Genomic DNA, 19,819 nt, shown 5'->3' with positions numbered 1-19,819 from the left:
TGAGGTCACTCCGTGATGGTGGGCGGCGCGGCCAGGAACGGGCGCACTTCGAGCCACTCGTGGATCGGCCTGCCGCCGGCCCCGGGGGCGGCCGACAGTTCCCCGGCCAGCTCCACGGCACGCTCGTGGCTGTCGACGTCGATCACCATCCAGCCGGCGATCAGGTCCTTGGTCTCCGCGAACGGCCCGTCGGTGACCGGCGGGCGCGGTGACCAGCGGGCGCCCCTCACCGTCGTACCGGACCACGTCCCCTCGGGGGCGAGCGCCTGGCCGTCGACGAACTCGCCGGTCTTCTCCAGCCGGGCGGCGAAGTCCTGCATGTACTGGACGTGCGCCGAGATCTCCTGCGGCGTCCACTGGTCCATGGGCACGTCGTTCACCGCAGCCGGGGCGCCGCGGTAGTGCTTGAGCAGCAGATACTTGGCCGTCGTGTCGTCTCCTCGGTACTGGTGCGCCCCCTTGTGGGCCGCGTTCACCCCAGGGACGGAGCCAGTTCCGCGTTCTCGACATCGCCGTCCAAGTGGTACGGCGTTTTTCCGGCCGCTTCCCCGACGGGACCGGACGCCGAGAGCGTCGGTCAGTGGCTCCGCAGCCGGGGCCAGTGCGGCCGGTGGTTCGGGCGGCGGTGCCCCCTGGTCTCGCCCGCGCTGCCGGGGCCCTGCTCGTCCTCCAGGCGGCCGGCCATCTCGTCGCGCTCCGCCGTGGCCCGCTTGGCCGTCGTCCGGTCCCTGTGGCGCTTCTTGCTGCGGTGACGCGCGAGCGCCGTCGCGGCCACCAGCATCCACAGGCCCAGGCCGAAGATCAGAGTCAGGGCGATGCCGCCGAGGAACGCCCCGAGCGTGCTGATCGTGAACGGCTGGCTCCCCAGCAGCGTCACGGTGTAGTCCGGACTGCCGGACAGGTTGTACGCGATCAGCAGGCCCGCGAACGCGGCGGCGCCCGCCATGAGCAGGAAACCCAGCAGCAGCATGGTTCTCACCTCGTCGTGTGTGGGTGTGCCCTGCCGCACGGGTGACCGGTGACGCACCGGGCGAAACGCTCGATGCCCTGCGTGAGGCGGCGGGTGCGGCCCTGCGCTGCGCCGCCCGGACGGGCGGGGTGGCGTCAGCGTTCGGCGTCCTCGTCCCCCTGCGGCCGGTCGCGCCCGTCGACGGGTGTGCCCTCGCGCGCGAGGCGGTCGGCGAGTTCGTCGCGAACCAGCAGCCGGCGTTCGAGGCCGTGGGTGCGGTAGGCGGCGCGGCCGACGACCTGGCTGGTGATGGGCGCGGTGAGCAGCTGGAAGAAGGCGACGAGCAGCAGGACCGGGGCGTGGCTGAGGGACATCTGCGCGGCAGCTCCGACGAGGAGCAGCAGCAGGCCGAGGGTCTGGGCCTTGGCGGCGGCGTGCAGACGGCTCGTGGTGTCCGGGAAGCGGAGCAGCCCCAGGGCGCCGAGCAGGCAGAAGGCGGCTCCGGCGGGGAACAGCACGGCGGTGATCGTGTCGCGCACGACGGTCATCGCATGCCCTCCCGCTTCTCGATCAGGTGGGCGGCGGTCACCGACCCGATGAAGGCCAGCAGGGCGAGTACGACCAGTACCGGGACGGCGGTGGTGTCGCCGCGCACCGTCATGCCCACGGCGGTCGCGGCGATGGACATGGTCACGAGGACGTCGAGCGCCATGATCCGGTCGAGCGCGCGGGGGCCGCGTACCAGACGCAGCAGGGTGAGCAGGCCGGCCGCTACGACCATGGACAGCGTGACGACGTACAGGACGGTCATGGTTTCCTCCCTCGGCCGTGCCGTGAGGTGTCGTCCGGACGATCCGGGGCCGCTCCGCCGCCGTCGGCGCCCCGGTGGCGGACGACGGCGCGAGCGACCCGGCGTTCCACGTCCTGGACCTTGTTCCGGCGACGGGTGATGTCCTGCCGGCCGCGGACCGGCAGCGCGTGCACGTACAGGCGCTTGCGGCGCCGGTCGATCTCCACCACGAGCGTTCCGGGGGTCATGGTGGTGAGTTCGGCGACGATGGTGATCAGCAGGTCGCTGTCGGCCTCCAGGGGTACCTCGATGATCGCCGAGGGGACCTTTCTGCCGTGGCGGACGACCTGCCAGGCGACGCTGCATCCCGCCCTGACGAGGTCCGTGAGCAGCTGGACCAGCAGCCACCCGGCCCGCAGCGGCCGGGGCGCGGCCGCCGTCCCGAGGGTGGGCAGCGGGAAGGCCAGCACCACGGCGACGGCGACGAGCAGTCCGCCGACGAGCACCACCGCGCCGGTGGATCCCCACAGCAGGATCCACAGGAGCCACAGCCAGGCGATCATCGGCAGGTGGCGCAGGACTCGACGGGCCCGTTCCGGGTGGCCGGTGGACCGGGTCATCGGTGCCCCTCCCCCAGCACGGCGGAGCGGTAGGCGTGCGGGTGCAGCACGTCGTCGGCGGCCCGTTCGCCGAGGCGGGCGAGCGGGCCCGCGCACACGGCGACCGCGACCCCGGTCGCCGTCATCCCGGCCGCGGCGGCGAGCATGAGCCGGGTGCCGCGCCGACGCCCGCGCCGGGGGACCGCGGACCTCGACGGCCGCGCCTCCGCGCGGCGCGACGGCCGTCCCATGAACACCGACGTGCCCACGCGGGTCATCACGTACAGCGTCAGCAGGCTGGTCAGCAGGGCGGCCGCGGCGAGCGCGTACGCCATCGGCCCGCCCTGGGCGACGCCGGCCCGCAGCAGGGCGAGCTTGGCCACGAAGCCGGAGAACGGCGGGATGCCGGCCAGGCTCAGGGCGGGCAGGACGAACAGCACGACGGCCGCCGTGCCGAGCGGCGGGCGCTTCGCCATGCGGTGCAGCGCGGCGGTCCCCGTCCGGCGCACGGCGAGGCCCGCGACGAGGAAGAGGGCCGCCTGGACGACGATGTGGTGGACGACGTAGAGGATGGTGCCGGTCACTCCGGGGGTGTCGAACAGCGCGAGGCCGAACAGCATGAAGCCGATGTGGCTGACGAGGGTGAAGGCCAGCAGCCGGTTGAGGTCGTCCTGGGCGATGGCGCCGAGGATGCCCACGATCATGGTGATGATCGCGGCGCAGGCCAGCAGCGTCCACACCCCGGTGCGGGGGAAGAGCAGCGTCTGGGTGCGCAGCAGGGCGTACACGGCCACCTTGGTCAGCAGCGCGGCGAACACGGCGGTGATCGGCGGGGGCGCGGTGGGGTAGCTGTCGGGCAGCCAGAAGTGCAGCGGGACGATCGCCGCCTTGATGCCGAGAACGGCCAGGAACAGCAGGGCCAGTGCCGAGCGCAGGCCGTCCGGCAGTTCCGCCAGCCGCGGGCCGAGTTGCGCCAGGGTGACGGTGCCGGTGGCCGCGTAGACCAGGGCGACCAGGGTGAGGAACAGCAGCGACGACGTCAGGCTCACGACCGTGTACGTCATGCCGGCCCGGGTGCGCTTCTCGTCCGCGTCCAGGGTGATCAGAACGTAGGAGGCGGCGAGCATCACCTCGAAGGCGACGAAGAGGTTGAACAGGTCGCCCGTGAGATAGGCCAGGTTGACCCCCGTGACGAGCACCAGGTAGGCCGGATGGAAGACCGCCGACGAGGCGCGGCGCTCCTCCGCCGTGCCCTGGCCGATGGCGAAGAGCAGCACCGCGAGCGCCACCAGCGCCGACACGGTCAGCAGCAGGGCCGACAGGCGGTCGGCCACGAGGGTGATGCCCAGCGGCGCGGGCCAGCCGCCGACATGGACGGTCTGCGGCCCGTGGCGGTCGGCCAGCACCACGAGCGCCGCGCCGCAGGCGACCACCGCCGTGAGGACGCCGATGGCGAGCCCGCGCACCACCGCCCGGCCCATGCCGAGCAGGGAGAGGCCGGCGCCCAGCGCCGGCAGCATGACGGGCAGGGCGGGCAGCACCGAGGTCATCGCTCACCCCCGCGGGTGGTGCCGCCCGTTTCCCGGCCGTGGACGGAGTGGGCCTCGTCGCGTTCTCGCACGCTGCCGATGCGCCGGTCCTCCACGTCGTCGCGCACCTCGTCGTGCCCGGAAAGCCGCCAGGACCGGTAGGCCAGGGCCGCGAGGAACGCCGTGAGACCGAAGGTGATCACGATGGCCGTCAGTGCCATGGCCTGGGGCAGCGGGTCGGCGAGCCGCGCCGGGTCCGCGGTTCCGTCCTCGGGGATGGGGGGCCGGCCGGGTGTGCCCCCGGCGACCAGGAGGAGCAGGTTGGTTCCGTGGCCCAGGAGGATGAAGCCGAGGAGGATCCGCATCACCGACCGCTGGAGCATGAGGTAGAAGCCGACGGCGAACAGGCCACCGACCACGAGGGACATCGTCACGTCCATCGCGTTCACCGGGTACCGCCTTCCGTCTCTTCCCCGGCCGTGGTGGCCGTCTCTCCGGGCGTGGCCGTCTCTCCGGGCGTGGTCGGCGGCCCGCCGGGGGCTGTCGCCCTTTCGGCGATGGCCGTGGCCCGGCCCGCGGCGGCCTTGTCCTCGGCGAGTGAGACGCCCACCGCCGCCAGCAGCTTGAGGGCGACGCCCACGACGAGCAGGTAGACACCGACGTCGAAGAACAGGCTGGTCGCGAACTTCACCGTGCCCAGCACCGGCGGATGCAGCGTCACCACCGTGCTCTCCAGCGGGGCACCCCCGAGGAGCGGCGGGAACAGCCCGACGGCGGCGGCGAGCAGCAGCCCCGAGCCGGCGACCGCGCCCGCGGGCAGCCGTACGGCGGCCCCGAGATCGGCGCGTCCGCCCACGACGTACCGCAGCACGAACGCCTGGCCCGCCACCAGGCCGCCGGCGAACCCGCCGCCGGGGCGGTAGTGCCCGGAGAACAGCAGGAACAGGGAGAGTACGAGGATCGAGGGGAAGAGCAAGCGGGTGGCCACCTCCAGCAGGACGGAACGCTCACCGCCGGGCCGTTCACCCGCACCCGGCAGCCAGGTCTGTACCGGCTCGTCCCAGTGCGCCGTCGGGAAGACGGCGCCCGGTCCGCCGCCGAAGCCGCCTCCGGCACCACCGCCCTGTCCGCGACCGCGCCCGCCACCGGGCCCGCCCGTGCCACCGGCGGTCCGGCCGCCGGGTCCGGCGCCCGGTCGGCCGCCGGACGTCTTCACCCGGCCCCGGCCCCGGCCGCCCACCCGGACCAGGCTGACCACCCCGACCGCCGCCACCAGCAGCACCGAGATCTCGCCCAGCGTGTCCAGTGCGCGGAAGTCGACCAGGATCGCGTTGACGATGTTGTGCGCCCCCGTCTCGGCCGTTCGGTGCGCGTACTCCGCCGAGGTCGGGTACGTCCTGCGCGCGGCGGACGCCATCAGGGCGAAGCAGGTGACGAGGACACCGACCGCCCCGGCCGCCGCGGCCCGCACCAGTCGCACCCGGGTCAGCGTCCGGCCGGGACTGAACCGGGCCGGCATCCTGCGCAGCACGAGGACGACCACGACCAACGTCATGGTCTCCACCAGGAACTGGGTGAGCGCCAGATCCGGCGCCCCCCGCACCAGGAACGTGCCGGCCACGCCGTAGCCGACGGCGCCCGCCAGCAGGATGCCGGTGAGACGGTGCCGGGTGGCCACCACCGCCGCGGCGGCCGTCAGCACCACCACGGCCAGGAACGGTTCGACCGGGGACCACCAGGGCCGGGGGGAGCCCAGGGACGGCGTGGCGGCCATCAGCGCCGCGCCGGGCACCGCCACCACGGTCACCAGAAGCGCCGTCAGGTACAGCGGCAGCGAGCCGACCTGTGTGTGCCGGGTGACGGCCACGGCCAACCGGTCGGCGCCCGTGAGCGTACGGTCGAACGCGCGTTGCGCGTCCGGCAGCCGGGGCACGGCGGGCAGCGAACGCCTGGCCGCGTGCACCAGGCCGCCCACGGCGAAGGTCAGTACCGACAGGCCGAGCACGGCCGTGAACCCGTGCCACAGCGACAGTTCGTACGGCCCGTGCGGCCCCGGCGGATAGACGTCGGCGTAGGCGGTCGCGACGGCCGCGGTGCCCGCGTGGCCGACGCCCAGGGCCAGGCCGGCGGCCGCCAGTACGGCCACCGGCGCGAGGAACCCGGGCGCCGGCCGTTCCGCCCGGTCCGCCGTCGCGCCGGGGCGCCCGCCGAAGGCCCCTTGCAGGAACCGTGCGGCGTACGCCACGGTCAGCGCGGAGCCCACGAGCAGCGCCGCGGTGAGCCAGCCGTGCCCGCCGAGTTCGGTGCCGTACAGGAACGCCTCGACGTAGGCCTCCTTGCCGAGGTAGCCGATGAACGGCGGAAGGCCGGCCATCGAGGCCGCGGCGAGCGCGGCCATCGCGCACAGCGCCGGCATACGACGGCCCAGTCCCGACAGCTCCCGCAGGTCACGGGTGCCCGTCTGGTGGTCCAGGATCCCGACGGACAGGAACAGGGCCGACTTGAACATGGCGTGCGCGAGCAGCATCACGGCCCCGGCGAGCGCGGCGGTGCGGGTTCCGGCGCCCAGCAGGGCGGTGAGCAGGCCCAGTTCGCTGATGGTGCCGTAGGCCAGCAGCAGTTTCAGGTCGGTCGCGCGCAGCGCCCGCCACGCGGCCAGCACCATGGTGGTGAGGCCCACGCCCAGCACCATCGGGCGCCACGGGCCCGATTCGGCGAGGGCGGGTGCCAGGCGGGCGATCAGGTAGACACCGGCCTTGACCATCGCCGCGGCGTGCAGGTAGGCGCTGACCGGTGTGGGAGCCACCATGGCGGCGGGCAGCCAGCCGTGCAGCGGCATCTGGGCGGACTTGGCGAACGCCCCGATGAGGATGAGCACCGCCGCGACGGGCACCGCGCCGCCGTGCGGCGGGGCGGCGAGGATCTCCGAGACCCGGTAGGTGCCGGCCGTCTGCCCGAGCAGGATCAGGCCGAGCAGCATGACCAGGCCGCCGGCCGTGGTCACCAGCAGCGCCTGCCGGGCGGCCCGTCGCTCCTCGTCCGACTTCCCCCGCCCCGCGATGAGCAGGAACGAGGCGACGGTGGTCAGTTCCCAGAAGACGTACAGGACGAAGAGGTTGTCCGCCAGGACCAGCCCCACCATCGCCCCGGCGAAGGCGAGCAGCAGGGCGGCCAGGCGGCCGGCGTCCTCCTCCTCGACGTAGTGCCGGCAGTACAGCAGCACCAGGGCTCCGACACCGGCGACGATCCACAGCATCAGCAGGGACAGGGCGTCCAGCCGCAGGTCGACCGTCAGCCCGAGAGACGGCGCCCAGGCCAGGGATGCCCGGTACTCCCCGCCGTCCAGGACCCGCGCCGCCCGCGTGCCGGCCCAGGCCACCGTGGCGAGCGGCACCAGGGCCGCCACGAGCCACACGGTGCGGCCGAGCCGCCGCTGCCACCACGGGATCGCCGCCGCGACCCCCGCATGGGCGGCCAGCAGGAACAGCACCGCTTCAACTCCTTCGTGACGCCCGGGCCGTCGGTGTGCGACCGACTCGTGTCGATCGTCCTGGGGCAGTTCCCCGATTGACAGCCATGGGTGCCCGGTGTCGCCGCAATCAGTCCTGCGGTGGGGCAGACGGGTGCATCGCCGTCCGGTCCGGGTGGTCATCGGGTGAGGGAGGCAGCGCCGTCGCCGTCGCCGGGAACGCCGCCCGACTGCCATCCGCCGGCTGCCCGTTGACGGCCGCGCAGCGTGCCTCGTCGGCGTCGAGCTGGTGGTCGGCCCAGACGTAGCTCTCGGGCAACAGGTCGGTGATCAGGACGGTGCGGGTGCGGTCCCCCTCGCCGACGACGACCCTGAGGGCCGGGAAGTAGTCGAGAAGCACCTGCCGGCACCGGCCGCACGGAGGAACGACCCCCCGGTCGCGGTCGCCCACGGCGACGATCGTCTCCAGTTCGTAGGCGCCCTGGGCAGCCGCCGCGCCGATGAGGACCAGTTCCGCGCAGGGCCCTCCGGTGAAGTGGTAGGCGTTCACCGCGGTGACGATCCGGCCGTCCCGGGCGCGGGCGGCGGCTGCCATGGTGTGGTTGTCGCCCCGGCAGCGAGTACGCGCGACCCGCGCCGCGGCCTGGACGAGTTCGTGGTCGACGTGATGGGTCTGCGTGGTCATCTTCTCCGCCTCCGGTACGGGAGCGTCCACCGGCCGGTGGAACGCCGGGCACCTTCGGCGTCAGTGTCGCCCGCTCCGCCGCGGACGCGAAGACGACCGGTCAGAGCAGGTCGCGCGGGACCGTCTCGTTCCAGGTGCGGGAGAACACCCGTCGGCCGCCCTCGTAGCCGTCCAGCGTGGCGTCCACGAAGAAGTCCCGCTCGTCGCAGGTGAGACGGGTGTGGGTGACCACGCGGACGTCCCAGTCGTCACGCCGGAAGCTCATGGTCCACGTCGACTCGCCGCTGACGGACGTGAAGTCGTCGGCGACGTTCGCGTAGCGTTCGCGGGCGCGGCGGCCGACATCCAGCCCGATCTCCTCCAAGCGCGTCGTTCCCCCGTCCTTCACGATGTCCAGTTCGGCCTTGTAGCCGATCAGGTCGCGCCTGACCTCCCAGCGTTCCTCACGCGGTGTCAGCGTGGTGACGCTGAGCGGCGGGGTGCCCTCCGGTTCGCCGAAGAGGTCGGCCGAGGTGTCCTCGGGCCGGTCGGACGGCCGGACCGGGAGGGTGAGCGTGCTGGTGTTCTCGTGGACGCTGAGCCGGGCCGGCTTCGGCGGCGGCCAGGCGAGCGGCCAGTAGGACGTGGACAGGGAGAGCCGGATGCGGTGTCCGGGCGGGAAGGTCTGCCCCACTCCGTTGAGGTGGACGGTGGCGCGGTAGCGCCGGCCGGGCTCCAGCGGCTCGGGTTCCTCGGTGCTCTCGCACCGGGTGAGGTTGAGCAGTCCGTAGGTGACCCGGGTGGCGGCTCCGTCGGGGCGGACGTCGGAGAGGCGGGCGGCGACCATGGCGACCGGCTCGTCGACCGACAGGTCGAGGTCCACGGTCGGCGAACCGAGGATCTCCAGCCGCTCGGTCAGCGGCTCGGTCTCGAAGACCAGCGAGCCGCCGTCCTCCTCCCGCTGGTCGTAGGGCAGGTCGGGGGGTGCGTTGTAGGAGGCCCACTTGCCCGCGAACTGGCCGACGGACAGCGGCGACTGCACGGTCAGCGCCGCCCCCGCCCCGGCCGGGGCCGGCTGCCCGGCCGGTTCGGCGGGCGGTGCGATCCGGTGCCGGGTGAGCGGGTGGGTGACCTGGTGGACGTTGGGCGAGGGCCAGCTCGGCTCCGCCACCCAGCGGCCCGGCCGTTCCTCGTACGACGTGGACGGCGGCACGCTGTCCTGCATCCAGGTGCGCAGCATGGGGCCGTCCATCACGCCGTTGTCGGCGCCCTTGAGCCAGTGGTCCCACCAGCGCACCACCTCCTGGAGGTAGCCGATGGCGGGGCCGGGTTGGCCGAGGTGGGGGAACTTGTGCGACCAGGGGCCGATCAGTCCCTTGCGGGGCACGTCCAGGTTGGCGAGCAGCCGGGTGACCGCGTTGGAGTAGCCGTCCGCCCAGCCGCTGGAGGCGAGCACCGGGCAGCGTACGTCCTGGTAGTTCTCGGCGACCGAGGCGTGCCGCCAGTAGTCGTCGCGGCGCTGGTGGCGCAGCCACTGCAGGACCCAGGGCCGGGTGTGCTCCAGCCGCTGGAGCCACATGTCGCGCCAGCGTTCGCCGACCAGGGCGGGGTCGGGCGGGCAGGTGCCGTAGGCGAACATGGTGCCCGCCTCGGCCAGGTTGTCCGACAGCATCGCGCCGCCCATGTAATGCATGTCGTCGGCGTGCCGGTCGTCGGTGAAGGAGGCGATGACGACGGCCTTCAGGCTCGGCGGCCGCCTGGCCGCCACCTGGAGGGCCGCGAAGGCACCCCAGGAGATGCCCATCATCCCGGTGCTGCCGTCGCACCAGGGCTGGTCGGCGAGCCAGGCCAGGACCTCCTCGGCATCGGTCTGCTCCTGCTCCAGGTACTCGTCCCTCAGGACGCCCTCCGAGTCGCCGGTACCGCGCAGGTCGACGCGGACACAGGCGTAGCCGTGCCCGGCGATGTAGGGGTGGTTGACCGAGTCGCGGACGGCGGTGAGGTCCCGCTTCCGGTACGGGATGTACTCCAGGACCGCGGGCACGGGCTCCTGGTCGGACGACGTGGGGCGCCAGATACGCGCGGACAGGCGGACGCCGTCGGACATGGGGATGAGGACGTGTTCCTCTTCCTTCGTCGCGTACGGCAGATGGGTCACGTAACGCATGGGCCGGCGTTCTCCTCCTTCCTTGCGGTCGCCGCGGGGGCGCGTCACCGTTCCTGCGGCGGCTCGTCGAAGGACAGTCCGAGGGCCGCCACGCACTTGTCGTACTTCCGGCGCATGTCGTCCTCGTCGTCGCCGCCGGTGAAGATGTGCGCCAGCTCGTAGCTGTAGCTGTCCTGCTGGGGAAGGTCCGACAGCCGCTGTCCCTCCTCGGGGACCACCTCGATCCGCACGCCCGGTATCTCGCGCTCGATGCGGGCGATGTCCTCGGGCGAGGGCACGTTGCGCACGACACCGTCGGTGAACCAGCGGTAGTACCACTTGGCCGCCATCGCGTACGGGCCCTGCCGGTGCGGCATCCGCGGGTCGGTGCCCAGGGCGAGCGCGAGCATGCAGTGGTGGTTGGGCACCCCGTCCACGTACTGGAACAGCTCGGCGTGCGACTGGGAGTGGCGGGGGTTGATCTCCAGCAGGTTGATCTCCTGGCTGCTCGGGTCGTAGAAGTACTCCACGCTGAAGGTCGCCGAGTCGAACCCGATACGGCGCATCACGCGCTCGGTGACGTCATGGAGCCGGGCGACCACGTCCGGTGGCAGCGTCGAGGGGTACTGGTGGCGCAGGAAGCACGGGGAGTCCGGGTAGTCGATGGAGTCCAGGGTGCCGTAGACGGTCACCTCGCCCTGGTGGACGTAGCCCTCCACGGCGACCTGGATGCCGGTCAGCGCTTCCTCCGCCAGGCACACCCGGCCGCCGACACCGTCCATCTCGGACGGGACCTCGACCTGTTCGAGAATCCTCTCGAAGGGGCGGCCGACGCGGGAGATCCCCTCGCGTATCTCGGCGACGGCGCTGCGGAACTCCTCCTCGTCACCGACTCCGAAGGCCAGCTCCGAGGAGTAGGACAGGGCGGGCTTGACCCACATCGGGAAGCGCAGGCCGTCCGGGGGGCTCGGCCGGTCGGCGGCGAGATCGACCCGGCCGAAACGCGGGTGGCAGTCGGTGACCTTCTGCTGCTCCAGCCGGCTCCAGTACTTGTGCTCGCACTTGACCACCGACTCCAGGCTCGTGGTGCGGGTGCCGTAGCGCTCGCCCAGGATGGGGACCAGGGTGCTGACCGGGAAGTCCCAGTAGCCGACGATCGCGTCGATGCTTCCGTCGAAGGCGTCCAGCACACTCTGCGCCTTCTCGATGACCGTCGGCAGCGACACCTCGCCGACCTGGAGTTCCTCCACGGTCAGCAGGCCGTGGAAGCGCAGCGCATCGGCGCCCGGTACGGCTTTGAGGGTCGCGAGGTTGGCCTCGTCCAGGCCGACCACGAAGACGTTCTTCACGTCGTCGTCAGACATGAATCTCCTTTCAGGATCGCCGGCACGCCCCCTGTGTGGCACGCCCCGGTGCGGAGCCCGGCGGGGCCGGTGACCGCACGCAGGCGGCGGGTACCACCGAGTGGTCCGAACAAGCATCGGAGACGGGGCACCGGGCCTCCCGGCCTGCGCGGACACCCGGACCGACGAGCGGCGGCACCGTGCTCCGGCGGCGGATGACCGGCGAACGGACCGTTTCCTTCCGGGATCGGGGGGACCCGTCTCACTGAAGGTGCCGCTTCGGGCCGGGGTGCCCCGCGGGCCCCGGCGGCACACGTTGTCCGACCGCGGGCCCGGGCCCGGAAGGATGCGACGACCATGACCGATCAGCCGTCCGACCTGCCGGACGTCACCTCGCTGCTGCTGAGCACCGACTCGCTGGAGGAGTTCCTCCAGGCCCTCGCGGACAGCGCGCTGTCCCTGGTGCCCGCGGCCGGCGGTACCGGAATCACCCTGGAGCGGCAGCACCGGCCACTGAGGTTTTCTCAACGGTGATCACTTCCAGATTCCGTTGAGGACGAGGGCCGCGCGGGCGATGTCGCCGATGCGGCTGGGGCTGAGCGTGACGTGCTGCAGGGTGCGCCATCGCTGCTTGAGTTCGGCGGCGGTGCGCTCGCCGAGCGCCCGTAGGTGTCGCAGCAGGGTGTTGGACATGCGGGTGTCGACGTGAAGCGCCTGCTCGGACTTGCCTTTTGGGCGTCGGACGGGGATGCGGATGCCGATGCCGGCGCCGATGTAGCCCTTGTCCGCCAGGGTCGGCAGGCCGTCGGCCGCCGCCTTCTAGAGGGCGGGCAGGGCATGAATGCGTGCGGCGGTGATGTCGGGGGTAGAGCCGGGCTCGACGCCGGAGACCCACAGCGGGGTGCCGTCCGGAGCGGCCAGGAACTGCACGTTGCCGCCGAACGCCTTGTGTTTCTGGCTGAACCACAGGTCGTTGCCGTTGTCGCGGACACCGGCCAGCCGGTTCGATTCGATCAGCGTGCCGTCCAGGATCACGTGGGTCATACCTTCGCGCCGACAACGGTCCAGGACTTCATGCAGGTCCGGGGCCTGGTCGGCGAGGACATCGATGCCCTCGTGCAGGTAGCGGTACCCGGTGGCCTGTGAGACTCCGGCATCCCGGGCCAGGCAGTGTACGCAGCCGCGCTCTCGGAACCAGCGCAGCACCAGCACCGCCTGGCGGAACGGGCCAAGCGCCCGGCTGCCGCGCGGGGTACCGATGTGCCGTCGGTGCGCGGCGAGCAGACGCGACAGGTACTCCACGACATGGCGCGGGACATCGAGCATGACAACATAGGTGACCAACGTGAGGCCTCTGGTGGTTACGGACATGATCTTGTGGTGAGACCTGTCCTACCAGGGGCTTTACGTCTGTCCGAGGCCGTGGCCGGCCCGCTCTCGCCGGTGATCCACACCGGTTCGCTTCGATCATTTCACTGAGAAAACCTCACTGACCGTCGTGAGCGCCGGCCTGAGCGCCGCCGAGCTGGACGAGGCGCAGTACGGGCAGGACGACGGGCCATGCCTCCAGTCGCTGCGCACGGGCGAGGAGATCATCGTCGCGGACATGCTGGACGAGCACCGCTGGGGCCCCTACCCGGCCTACGCGGCCGCCCAGGGCACCCGCTCGTCCGCCTCGGTGCCGATCGCCGCCCATACGCACACGGCCGGCGCGCTGAACGTCTACTCACCGAAGGCGTCCGGCATCACCGACACCGATCTCCTCGGTCTGCGAGCGCTCGCGTCCCAGGCCACCGGGGCCATCGCGCTCGCGCAGCGGATCTCCGACGCCCAGCAGTACGCCGCCGACCTGCAAACGGCCATGGAGTCGCGCAGTGTCATCGACCAGGCGATCGGCGTGATCATGGCCCAGCAGCGGTGCCCGGCCGAGGAGGCGTTCACCCTGCTGCGCAAGGCCTCCCAGCACCGCAACGTCAAGCTCCGTGACCTGTGCAGGGAACTGATCACCAACATCGGTGGAGGCCGGCCCCCGGACGGGCACACCTTCCGTCCCCGGCCCTGACCGCCCCTCCCTTCCGTACCGCCTCTCCATTGCGTCCGGACCGCCGGTGCGGTGCGGGCCGCGGCCGTGCGGGCAAGCCCGGCGCGGCCGCTGCGGCTGCCGTGGTCCCCCGCCGGGGCCGCGGAGCAGCGCGGGGGAATGCAGGGCTCCCATGTGGTTGTTGTTGCCCGGCATGACTTCCGCACGCAAGCTCGGCACGTCCGGCCTCGAGGTCTTCCCGCTCGCCCTGGGCGGCAACGTCTTCGGCTGGACCGCCGACGAGAAGCAGTCCTTCGCCGTCCTGGACGCGTACACGGCCGCCGGCGGGAACTTCATCGACACCGCCGACTCCTACTCGGCATGGGCGGAGGGCAACCGCGGCGGAGAGTCCGAGACCGTCATCGGCGAGTGGCTGCGGGCCCGCGGCAACCGCTCCGACGTGATCATCGCCACCAAGGTCAGCCAGCACCCCGAGTACCGGGGCCTGACCGCCGCCAACATCAAGGCCGCGGCCGAGGCCTCCCTGCGCCGCCTGGGCACCGACCACATCGACCTGTACTACACGCACTTCGACAAGCCGGAGGTGCCGGTCGAGGAGATCATCGGCGCGCTGGACGCGTTGGTGCGGGCGGGCAAGGTCCGCCACATCGCGGCCTCCAACATCTCCGCCGACCGCCTGCGGGCCTCCCTGGACTTCTCCGAGCGCGAGGGCCTGGCGCGCTACGTGGCGCTCCAGCCGCACTACAACCTGGTCTCCCGCGACACCTACGAAGGTGAGCTGCAGCGCGTCGCCGAGCGTGCCGGACTCGCCGCCGTCCCGTACTACGCGCTGGCATCCGGCTTCCTGACCGGCAAGTACCGGCCGGGCGCCACGGTGGACAGCGCGCGGGCGCAGGGCGCCGCCGAACACCTGCACACCGGGCGCGGCCGGCGGGTCCTCGCCGCTCTCGACGAGGTCGCCCGGGCCCACGACGCCGAGATCGCCTCCGTGGCCCTCGCCTGGCTCGCGGCCCGGCCGACGGTGACCGCGCCGATCGCCTCGGCCCGGACGGTCGACCAGTTGCCGGCCCTGCTGAAGGTGGCGGAGCTGCGACTGACGGACGACGAACTCGACCGGCTCACCAAGGCGTCCGCCTGACGGCTTCGCGCTCGCCGGTGCGGCGGGGCGCGGCGGTCGCTCAGGTCAGTGTGCTCTCCTCCACGTTCTCCGTACGTCCGTACAGCACCTGCTCGTTGGTCTCGAGTTCGTTGATGAGCTTCAGGCAGGTGCTGATGCCGTTGCCGACCAGCTCGTCGGCGGTCTCTCCGTACTCGACCTGGTAGACGGTGTTGGCGGCGCGGTCGTCGTCGGCGGTGCCGTGCGGGTCTCGCCAGGTGCCGTGCGCGCCGATCTCGGTCGCCGCCTGGAAGACGAAGGCGATGGTGTGCGCCTTGGCGCGGGGCACGGTCAGTGTCAGTAGCTCACGCTCCGCCCGCCGCAGCCGGACGCCGGTCTCCTCGTCGCCGAAGAGCAGGGCGCAGAGGACGTCCTTGGACCGGCACAGCAAGTCCTCCGCCTCCGGCGACCGGTGCTGCGGGCCGATCACCGGGCCGCCCTTCGGTGGCGGGGTGCGCAGGGCGCCCCGGTCGGTCAGGTCCTGCCGGGTCAGTCCGCGGTGCTCGTCCACCCAGGCCCGTAGCACGGCGTGGTCCAGGGCGAGCGCGCGTACGCGTGCCAGGCGCGCGGCGCGCTCGTCCTCCGTCTCCTCCCGCGGGGCGGGTGCCTCCCCGGCGCGGGGCGCCGGCAGTGCCGGCGGCAACGCCAGGTCGAGGAGTTGTTGCACCAGCCAGTCGCGCGGCCGGTCGCGCAGAGCGCGCCGGACCCGGCTCCGTAGTTCGTCACCCATCTCGCTGCGCACGCGGCCCACGATGCCGTGGATGTCGTCTCCATGGTTCATGCCCCGGACCGTACGGTCACGGCATCATGGGCCGAGGCCGGTCGCTTCCCCGTCAGTCCAACGGGTGAAGCGGCTGCCGGGCGCCGGTCACAGCGCGTGCTGGAGGCGGTCCGCCATCAGCTGGACGAACCGGGCCGGCTCCTTCGGCTGACCCCCTTCGGCGAGCACCGCCAGGCCGTACAGGAGCTGCGCCATCTCGGCGAGGTCGGTCCGGTCCGCACTGTCCCGGTGCGCCTGGTTGAGCCCCTTCACCAGCTGGTGGTCCGGGTTGAGTTCCAGGATCCGCTTGGCGCGGGGGACCTCCTGTCCCATCGCCCGGTACATGTTCTCCAGGGCGGGGGTCAGGTCGTGCGCGTCGGAGACGACACAGGCCGGTGAGACGGTGAGGCGGGAGGAGAGCCGGACCTCCTTGACGTCCTCGTCCAGCTGCTCCTTCATCCAGCCGAGCAGCGCGGAGTACTCCTCGGCCTGCTTCTCCCGGCCGCCGTCGGCGGTGTCGCCCCCGGCGTCGAGGTCGATGTCGCCCTTGGCGACGGACCGCAGCTTCTTGCCCTCGTACTCGCCGACGGCGTCGGCCCACACCTCGTCGACGGGGTCGGTGAGCAGCAGCACCTCGATGCCCCGGCCGCGGAACGCCTCCAGGTGCGGGGAGTTCTCGATGCTCTGCCTGGACTCGCCGGTCAGGTAGTAGATCTCCTCCTGTCCGTCCTGCATCCGCTCCACGTACTGCTTGAGCGTGGTCGGCTCCGAGTCGCGGTGCGTGCTCGCGAACGACGCGACGGCCAGGAGGGCGTCGCGGTTCTCTGCGTCGGTGACCAGTCCCTCCTTCACCACCGTGCCGAACTCCCGCCAGAAGGTGGCGTAGCGCTCCTGGTCCTTGGCCATCATGTCCTTGACCGTGGACAGGACCTTCTTCGTCAGCCGTCGCCGCATCATCTCGATGTGGCGGTCCTGCTGGAGGATCTCGCGGGACACGTTGAGCGAGAGGTCGGCCGCGTCGACGACGCCCTTGACGAAGCGGAGGTACGACGGCAGCAGCGCCTCGCAGTCGTCCATGATGAACACGCGCTTGACGTACAGCTGCAGGCCGCGCCTGAACTCCCGTGCGAACAGGTCGTGGGGGGCGTGGGCGGGGAGGAAGAGCAGTGCCTGGTATTCGAAGGTGCCTTCCGCCTGGAGGCGGATGGTCTCCAGCGGGTCCCGCCAGTCGTGGCCGATGTGCTTGTACAGCTCGTGGTACTCGTCGTCGGACACCTCGTCGCGCGGCCGCGCCCACAGTGCCTTCATCGAGTTGAGCGTCTCGGGCCGGGGCTCCTCACCGCTCTCGTCCTCGGCGGCGGGGCCTTCGGGCATCATCCGGACGGGCCAGGTGATGAAGTCCGAGTACCGCTTGATGATCTCCCTGATCTTCCAGGGGGAGGTGTAGTCGTGGAGCTGGTTCTCCGGGTCGGCCGGCTTGAGATGGAGGGTGACGGAGGTGCCCTGCGGCGCGTCGTCGACCGTCTCCAGCGTGTACGTGCCCTCGCCGCGCGACGTCCAGCGGGTGCCCTGGCTCTCGCCGGCGCGACGGGTCAGCAGGGTGACCTCGTCCGCCACCATGAAGCCGGAGTAGAACCCGACGCCGAACTGGCCGATGAGCCCTTCCGCACCGGCCGCGTCCTTGGCCTCCCGCAGTTCCCGGAGGAACTGCGCGGTGCCCGAGTTGGCGATCGTGCCGATGAGCCGGCCGACCTCGTCGTACGACATTCCGATGCCGTTGTCCCGCACGGTGAGGGTGCGGGCGTCCTTGTCGACGTCGATCTCGATGTGCAGGTCGGAGACGTCGGCGTCGAGCGTGTCGTCCCGGAGCTTCTCGAGGCGCAGTTTGTCCAGCGCGTCGGAGGCGTTGGAGACGAGCTCTCGAAGGAAGACATCCTTGTTCGAGTAGACCGAGTGGATCATCAGCTGCAGCAGCTGACGGGCCTCTACCTGAAACTCAAACGTCTCGGCCGGCATGATCGCGAATACCTCACAGGTCCTGTCGTCGGAACTGGTGGAAGCTACTGTAAAACACCACGTCAGCGCAGTTGGGCGGAATGGGCGGGGCGGCCCGTTCGGCGCGGTGCGGGAGACGGCCCGACGGCCGCGGCCCGCCGCCTCTACTCGGTCACCTCGGTCACCTCGTCGAGGAGTTGCGGGCCGTTGTTGCGGACGCTGTTGACGGCCGTGGAGACGGGCCGGGCGTTCAGCCGCCCGTCGGCGGGCCGGGTCAGCAGGGCGCGCAGTTCGTCAGGGTCCTGGTGGGCGGGGTCGAGCCAGGCGTCGTAGTGGTCCTCGGTGAGGGCCAGGGGCATGCGGGGGTGCACGCGACCGGCGGCGTCGGTGGCCTCGGTGGTGATCACCGTGCAGGTCATCAGCCACGCGGACCCGTCGTCCGGTGCGGCCTCCGGGTCGCGCCAGTACTCGTACAGCCCGGCCAGCGCCATGACCCGGCCGTCCTCCGGGTGGATGAAGTAGGGCTGCTTGCGGGACCTGCCCGTCCTGGGGTCCTCGCGCTGCTGCCACTCGTAGAAGCCGTCGGCCGGCAGCAGGCAGCGGCGCCGGGCGAACGCGGCACGGAAGGCCGGCTTCTCATGGACGCTCTCCACCCGGGCGTTGATCATCCGCGCGCCGGTCTTCACGTCCTTGGCCCACGAGGGCACCAGGCCCCAGCGCAGCGTCCGCAGCTCCCGCGCCGCCTGTGCGGCGTGGGCGGCATGGGCGGCATCGTCTTCGTCGCGGGGAGTGCGCTCGAGGACGGCCCACACGTCGTCGGTCGGCGCGACGTTCCAGTTCGGCGCGAGGCGCTCCTCGGCACGCCAGTCGGTGACCTGGAAGAGCTGGACCAGGTCCTCGGGACTGCGGGTGGAGACGTAACGGCCGCACATGCCGTCACTCTCCCACCGACGGTGCCTCCCGCGCGGCGGCCGGGTGCCCGTGTCGAGTGGAAGCCGAGCGCGAACCGAGCGGAGGACGAGCGGAAAGGTGCGGAAGGGGCGGACCGGACCTCGTGTCGCCGTCCGGCTGAACCCCGGGGCCGGTACCGGCGACGGGGACCGGCGCCGGCGCCCGTGAGTGCGGGCCCCGGCGGGTGCCGGGGCCCGAGCGCCTGAGGTGTCTGTGTCCCGGGGGGCGCCGCGCCGCGCCCCGCCGCTGCCGGCTAGGAGACCTGGGCCTTGTCGTACAGGGCCTTCGCCTCGTTTCCGAAGTACGGGCCGAACATGCGGTTCGGCAGGAACGTGTAGCCGAAGCTGTTCACGGACACCTGCAGCCCCGTGCCGGTCGCCTCGCTGAAGCCGGTGAACCACGGTCCGCCGCTGGAACCGCCCGTCATGTTGCAGGCGAGGCTGTGGTCCTGCGAGAACAGGAAGTCCTTCGAGCTGTTGCCGCTGCAGTAGACCAGCTTCGAGCCGTCGTACGGCGAGGCGGCCGGGAAGCCGAAGGCGTACATCGGCTTGTTGTAACCGCCGTTGAACTGGAGGCCCTGCGCACCGACGACCGAGGTGAGCGTCCGGCCGTTCAGCGGGGCGACGACCGCCGCGCCGACGTCGTGGTTGATGTCCTCGCTCGCCTCCCACTGCGGGGTGGTGAGCGTCTTGGTCGCGGTCCACTGACCGTACGGCGCGCTGCCGTTGTCGTAGGCCGGTACGAAGACCCAGTTGGTGTGCCAGCTGCCCTGGTACTTGACGCAGTGTCCGGCGGTGATGACGGTGCTGGCGTTCTGGCTGGTCACGGCGTTCCCGGAGCAGGAGGCGGTCCGCCCCTGGAAGGTGAAGAACACGCGGCCCGACGTCTTCACGACCGCTCCGCCGCCGGTCCACGCACCGCCGGCCTGCGGGAAGGCGGCAGGGGCCGCGGTGGGCTCGACCGTAGTCGTGGCCGCGGCCGTGCGTCCGGCGTCGACGGGAGGCTTCAGCCGCTTTGCGGCCTGCGGGGTGAGCAGCAGATCGAGTGGGGTGGCGCCGCGCATGCGCTCGGCGGTCCAGTAGGTGCGGGAGGCGTGCTGTTCGGCCTGGGAGACGGCGCGAGCCGGCACGGGCTTTCCGGAAGTCGACGGTGGTGTTTCCGCGTTGGCCGCGCCAGCCCCGACCAGGCCGCCGGTGAACAGGGCTCCGACGGTCAGCAGGATGCCCGCGGCAGTACGATGGCGTCTCACGCATGTCTCCTTCTGCCGTGCCCGAACGGCCGCGCCCGGGCAGGGTGGGGGTACGAAGAGCGGTGCGGATAGACGTGCGTTACGCAGCGTGCCACGGAAAACCTGGCTTGTCAGGTGCGCGTCACAAGAGTTTTTGCGGCACCGCCGGGGCAACGGGGGGCAGTTGGCCGTGCCGCAG

The 19,819-nt window shown here is 71.9% G+C and carries 16 protein-coding genes and 3 pseudogenes; 3 read left to right on the top strand and 16 right to left on the bottom strand.

All coding sequences use genetic code 11. The annotated features are described in order from the left end of the window. Nucleotides 1-5: 5 nt before the first annotated feature. The 11 genes and pseudogenes from ACLGIH_RS32800 to ACLGIH_RS32750 all read right to left on the bottom strand — a co-directional run bounded on the left by ACLGIH_RS32800 (nt 6) and on the right by ACLGIH_RS32750 (nt 11,510). Nucleotides 6-476 (bottom strand): YciI family protein, encoded by a 471-nt coding sequence (locus ACLGIH_RS32800; RefSeq protein WP_416528913.1) that lies wholly within the window; start codon nt 474-476, stop codon nt 6-8. 101 nt (nt 477-577) lie between these two features. Then, nucleotides 578-970 (bottom strand): hypothetical protein, encoded by a 393-nt coding sequence (locus tag ACLGIH_RS32795; protein ID WP_416528912.1) that lies wholly within the window; start codon nt 968-970, stop codon nt 578-580. 134 nt (nt 971-1,104) lie between these two features. Further along, the gene (gene mnhG, locus ACLGIH_RS32790) at nt 1,105-1,497 is read right to left on the bottom strand and encodes a monovalent cation/H(+) antiporter subunit G (RefSeq protein ID WP_416528911.1); all 393 of its coding nucleotides are present in this window, start codon (nt 1,495-1,497) and stop codon (nt 1,105-1,107) included. Further along, complete coding sequence (locus ACLGIH_RS32785) at nt 1,494-1,760, bottom strand: MrpF/PhaF family protein (protein WP_416528910.1); 267 nt, start codon at nt 1,758-1,760, stop codon at nt 1,494-1,496. Before ACLGIH_RS32785 ends, mnhG begins: the two co-directional genes overlap by 4 nt. Further along, nucleotides 1,757-2,359 (bottom strand): Na+/H+ antiporter subunit E, encoded by a 603-nt coding sequence (locus ACLGIH_RS32780; protein ID WP_416528909.1) that lies wholly within the window; start codon nt 2,357-2,359, stop codon nt 1,757-1,759. Before ACLGIH_RS32780 ends, ACLGIH_RS32785 begins: the two co-directional genes overlap by 4 nt. Then, complete coding sequence (locus tag ACLGIH_RS32775; RefSeq protein ID WP_416528908.1) at nt 2,356-3,888, bottom strand: Na+/H+ antiporter subunit D; 1,533 nt, start codon at nt 3,886-3,888, stop codon at nt 2,356-2,358. Before ACLGIH_RS32775 ends, ACLGIH_RS32780 begins: the two co-directional genes overlap by 4 nt. Beyond that, nucleotides 3,885-4,307: a Na(+)/H(+) antiporter subunit C gene (locus tag ACLGIH_RS32770; protein ID WP_416529547.1), complete on the bottom strand. Its 423-nt coding sequence runs from the start codon at nt 4,305-4,307 to the stop codon at nt 3,885-3,887. Before ACLGIH_RS32770 ends, ACLGIH_RS32775 begins: the two co-directional genes overlap by 4 nt. 5 nt (nt 4,308-4,312) lie before the next feature. After that, nucleotides 4,313-7,357, bottom strand: coding sequence for a Na+/H+ antiporter subunit A (locus tag ACLGIH_RS32765; protein ID WP_416528907.1), 3,045 nt, complete (start codon nt 7,355-7,357; stop codon nt 4,313-4,315). Nucleotides 7,358-7,613: 256 nt separating this feature from the next. Further along, nucleotides 7,614-8,021 (bottom strand): annotated as a pseudogene (locus ACLGIH_RS32760) (cytidine deaminase family protein); the annotation flags it as partial. 100 nt (nt 8,022-8,121) lie between these two features. Continuing rightward, entirely contained in the window at nt 8,122-10,167 is a 2,046-nt protein-coding gene (locus ACLGIH_RS32755; protein WP_416528906.1) for a CocE/NonD family hydrolase, read from the bottom strand. Nucleotides 10,168-10,211: 44 nt separating this feature from the next. Further along, nucleotides 10,212-11,510, bottom strand: coding sequence for an ATP-grasp domain-containing protein (locus ACLGIH_RS32750; protein WP_416528905.1), 1,299 nt, complete (start codon nt 11,508-11,510; stop codon nt 10,212-10,214). Between the two features lie 336 nt (nt 11,511-11,846). On the opposite strand from ACLGIH_RS32750, the gene ACLGIH_RS32745 reads away from it, so the two are divergent. Further along, the gene (locus ACLGIH_RS32745; protein WP_416528904.1) at nt 11,847-12,023 is read left to right on the top strand and encodes a hypothetical protein; all 177 of its coding nucleotides are present in this window, start codon (nt 11,847-11,849) and stop codon (nt 12,021-12,023) included. On the opposite strand, the pseudogene ACLGIH_RS32740 reads toward ACLGIH_RS32745, so the two are convergent. Continuing rightward, nucleotides 12,024-12,833 (bottom strand): annotated as a pseudogene (locus ACLGIH_RS32740) (transposase family protein). Nucleotides 12,834-12,978: 145 nt separating this feature from the next. Between ACLGIH_RS32740 and ACLGIH_RS32735 the strand changes: the two are divergent. Together ACLGIH_RS32735 and ACLGIH_RS32730 are read left to right on the top strand one after the other, a co-directional pair. Next, nucleotides 12,979-13,551 (top strand): annotated as a pseudogene (locus tag ACLGIH_RS32735) (GAF and ANTAR domain-containing protein); the annotation flags it as partial. Between the two features lie 172 nt (nt 13,552-13,723). Beyond that, entirely contained in the window at nt 13,724-14,668 is a 945-nt protein-coding gene (locus ACLGIH_RS32730; protein ID WP_416528903.1) for an aldo/keto reductase, read from the top strand. Between the two features lie 40 nt (nt 14,669-14,708). Here ACLGIH_RS32730 and ACLGIH_RS32725 read toward each other — a convergent pair whose 3' ends face one another. From ACLGIH_RS32725 to ACLGIH_RS32710, 4 genes are all read right to left on the bottom strand, one after another. Next, nucleotides 14,709-15,467, bottom strand: a complete 759-nt coding sequence (locus ACLGIH_RS32725) for a hypothetical protein (protein WP_416528902.1) — start codon at nt 15,465-15,467, stop codon at nt 14,709-14,711. A gap of 87 nt (nt 15,468-15,554) precedes the next feature. After that, nucleotides 15,555-17,462 (bottom strand): molecular chaperone HtpG, encoded by a 1,908-nt coding sequence (gene htpG / locus ACLGIH_RS32720; RefSeq protein ID WP_416528901.1) that lies wholly within the window; start codon nt 17,460-17,462, stop codon nt 15,555-15,557. A gap of 143 nt (nt 17,463-17,605) precedes the next feature. Beyond that, on the bottom strand, nt 17,606-18,373 hold the full coding sequence (locus tag ACLGIH_RS32715; protein ID WP_416528900.1) for an SOS response-associated peptidase: 768 nt from the start codon (nt 18,371-18,373) through the stop codon (nt 17,606-17,608). Between the two features lie 272 nt (nt 18,374-18,645). Then, nucleotides 18,646-19,641: a trypsin-like serine peptidase gene (locus ACLGIH_RS32710; RefSeq protein ID WP_416528899.1), complete on the bottom strand. Its 996-nt coding sequence runs from the start codon at nt 19,639-19,641 to the stop codon at nt 18,646-18,648. Nucleotides 19,642-19,819: the final 178 nt, after the last annotated feature.

The sequence above is a fragment of the Streptomyces hamibioticus genome, from assembly GCF_047946815.1.
GTDB lineage: Bacteria > Actinomycetota > Actinomycetes > Streptomycetales > Streptomycetaceae > Streptomyces.
The sequence above is the reverse complement of the archived record's forward strand: the minus strand, read 5'-3'. Positions and strand labels throughout refer to the sequence as shown.

Coding starts and splice junctions, on each gene's coding strand:
- ACLGIH_RS32795 (WP_416528912.1), bottom strand. CDS start 970: ATGCTGCTGCTGGGTTTCCTGCTCATGGCGGGCGCCGCCGCGTTCGCG.
- mnhG (WP_416528911.1), bottom strand. CDS start 1,497: ATGACCGTCGTGCGCGACACGATCACCGCCGTGCTGTTCCCCGCCGGA.
- ACLGIH_RS32785 (WP_416528910.1), bottom strand. CDS start 1,760: ATGACCGTCCTGTACGTCGTCACGCTGTCCATGGTCGTAGCGGCCGGC.
- ACLGIH_RS32780 (WP_416528909.1), bottom strand. CDS start 2,359: ATGACCCGGTCCACCGGCCACCCGGAACGGGCCCGTCGAGTCCTGCGC.
- ACLGIH_RS32775 (WP_416528908.1), bottom strand. CDS start 3,888: ATGACCTCGGTGCTGCCCGCCCTGCCCGTCATGCTGCCGGCGCTGGGC.
- ACLGIH_RS32770 (WP_416529547.1), bottom strand. CDS start 4,307: ATGGACGTGACGATGTCCCTCGTGGTCGGTGGCCTGTTCGCCGTCGGC.
- ACLGIH_RS32755 (WP_416528906.1), bottom strand. CDS start 10,167: ATGCGTTACGTGACCCATCTGCCGTACGCGACGAAGGAAGAGGAACAC.
- ACLGIH_RS32750 (WP_416528905.1), bottom strand. CDS start 11,510: ATGTCTGACGACGACGTGAAGAACGTCTTCGTGGTCGGCCTGGACGAG.
- ACLGIH_RS32745 (WP_416528904.1), top strand. CDS start 11,847: ATGACCGATCAGCCGTCCGACCTGCCGGACGTCACCTCGCTGCTGCTG.
- ACLGIH_RS32730 (WP_416528903.1), top strand. CDS start 13,724: ATGACTTCCGCACGCAAGCTCGGCACGTCCGGCCTCGAGGTCTTCCCG.
- ACLGIH_RS32725 (WP_416528902.1), bottom strand. CDS start 15,467: ATGAACCATGGAGACGACATCCACGGCATCGTGGGCCGCGTGCGCAGC.
- htpG (WP_416528901.1), bottom strand. CDS start 17,462: ATGCCGGCCGAGACGTTTGAGTTTCAGGTAGAGGCCCGTCAGCTGCTG.
- ACLGIH_RS32715 (WP_416528900.1), bottom strand. CDS start 18,373: ATGTGCGGCCGTTACGTCTCCACCCGCAGTCCCGAGGACCTGGTCCAG.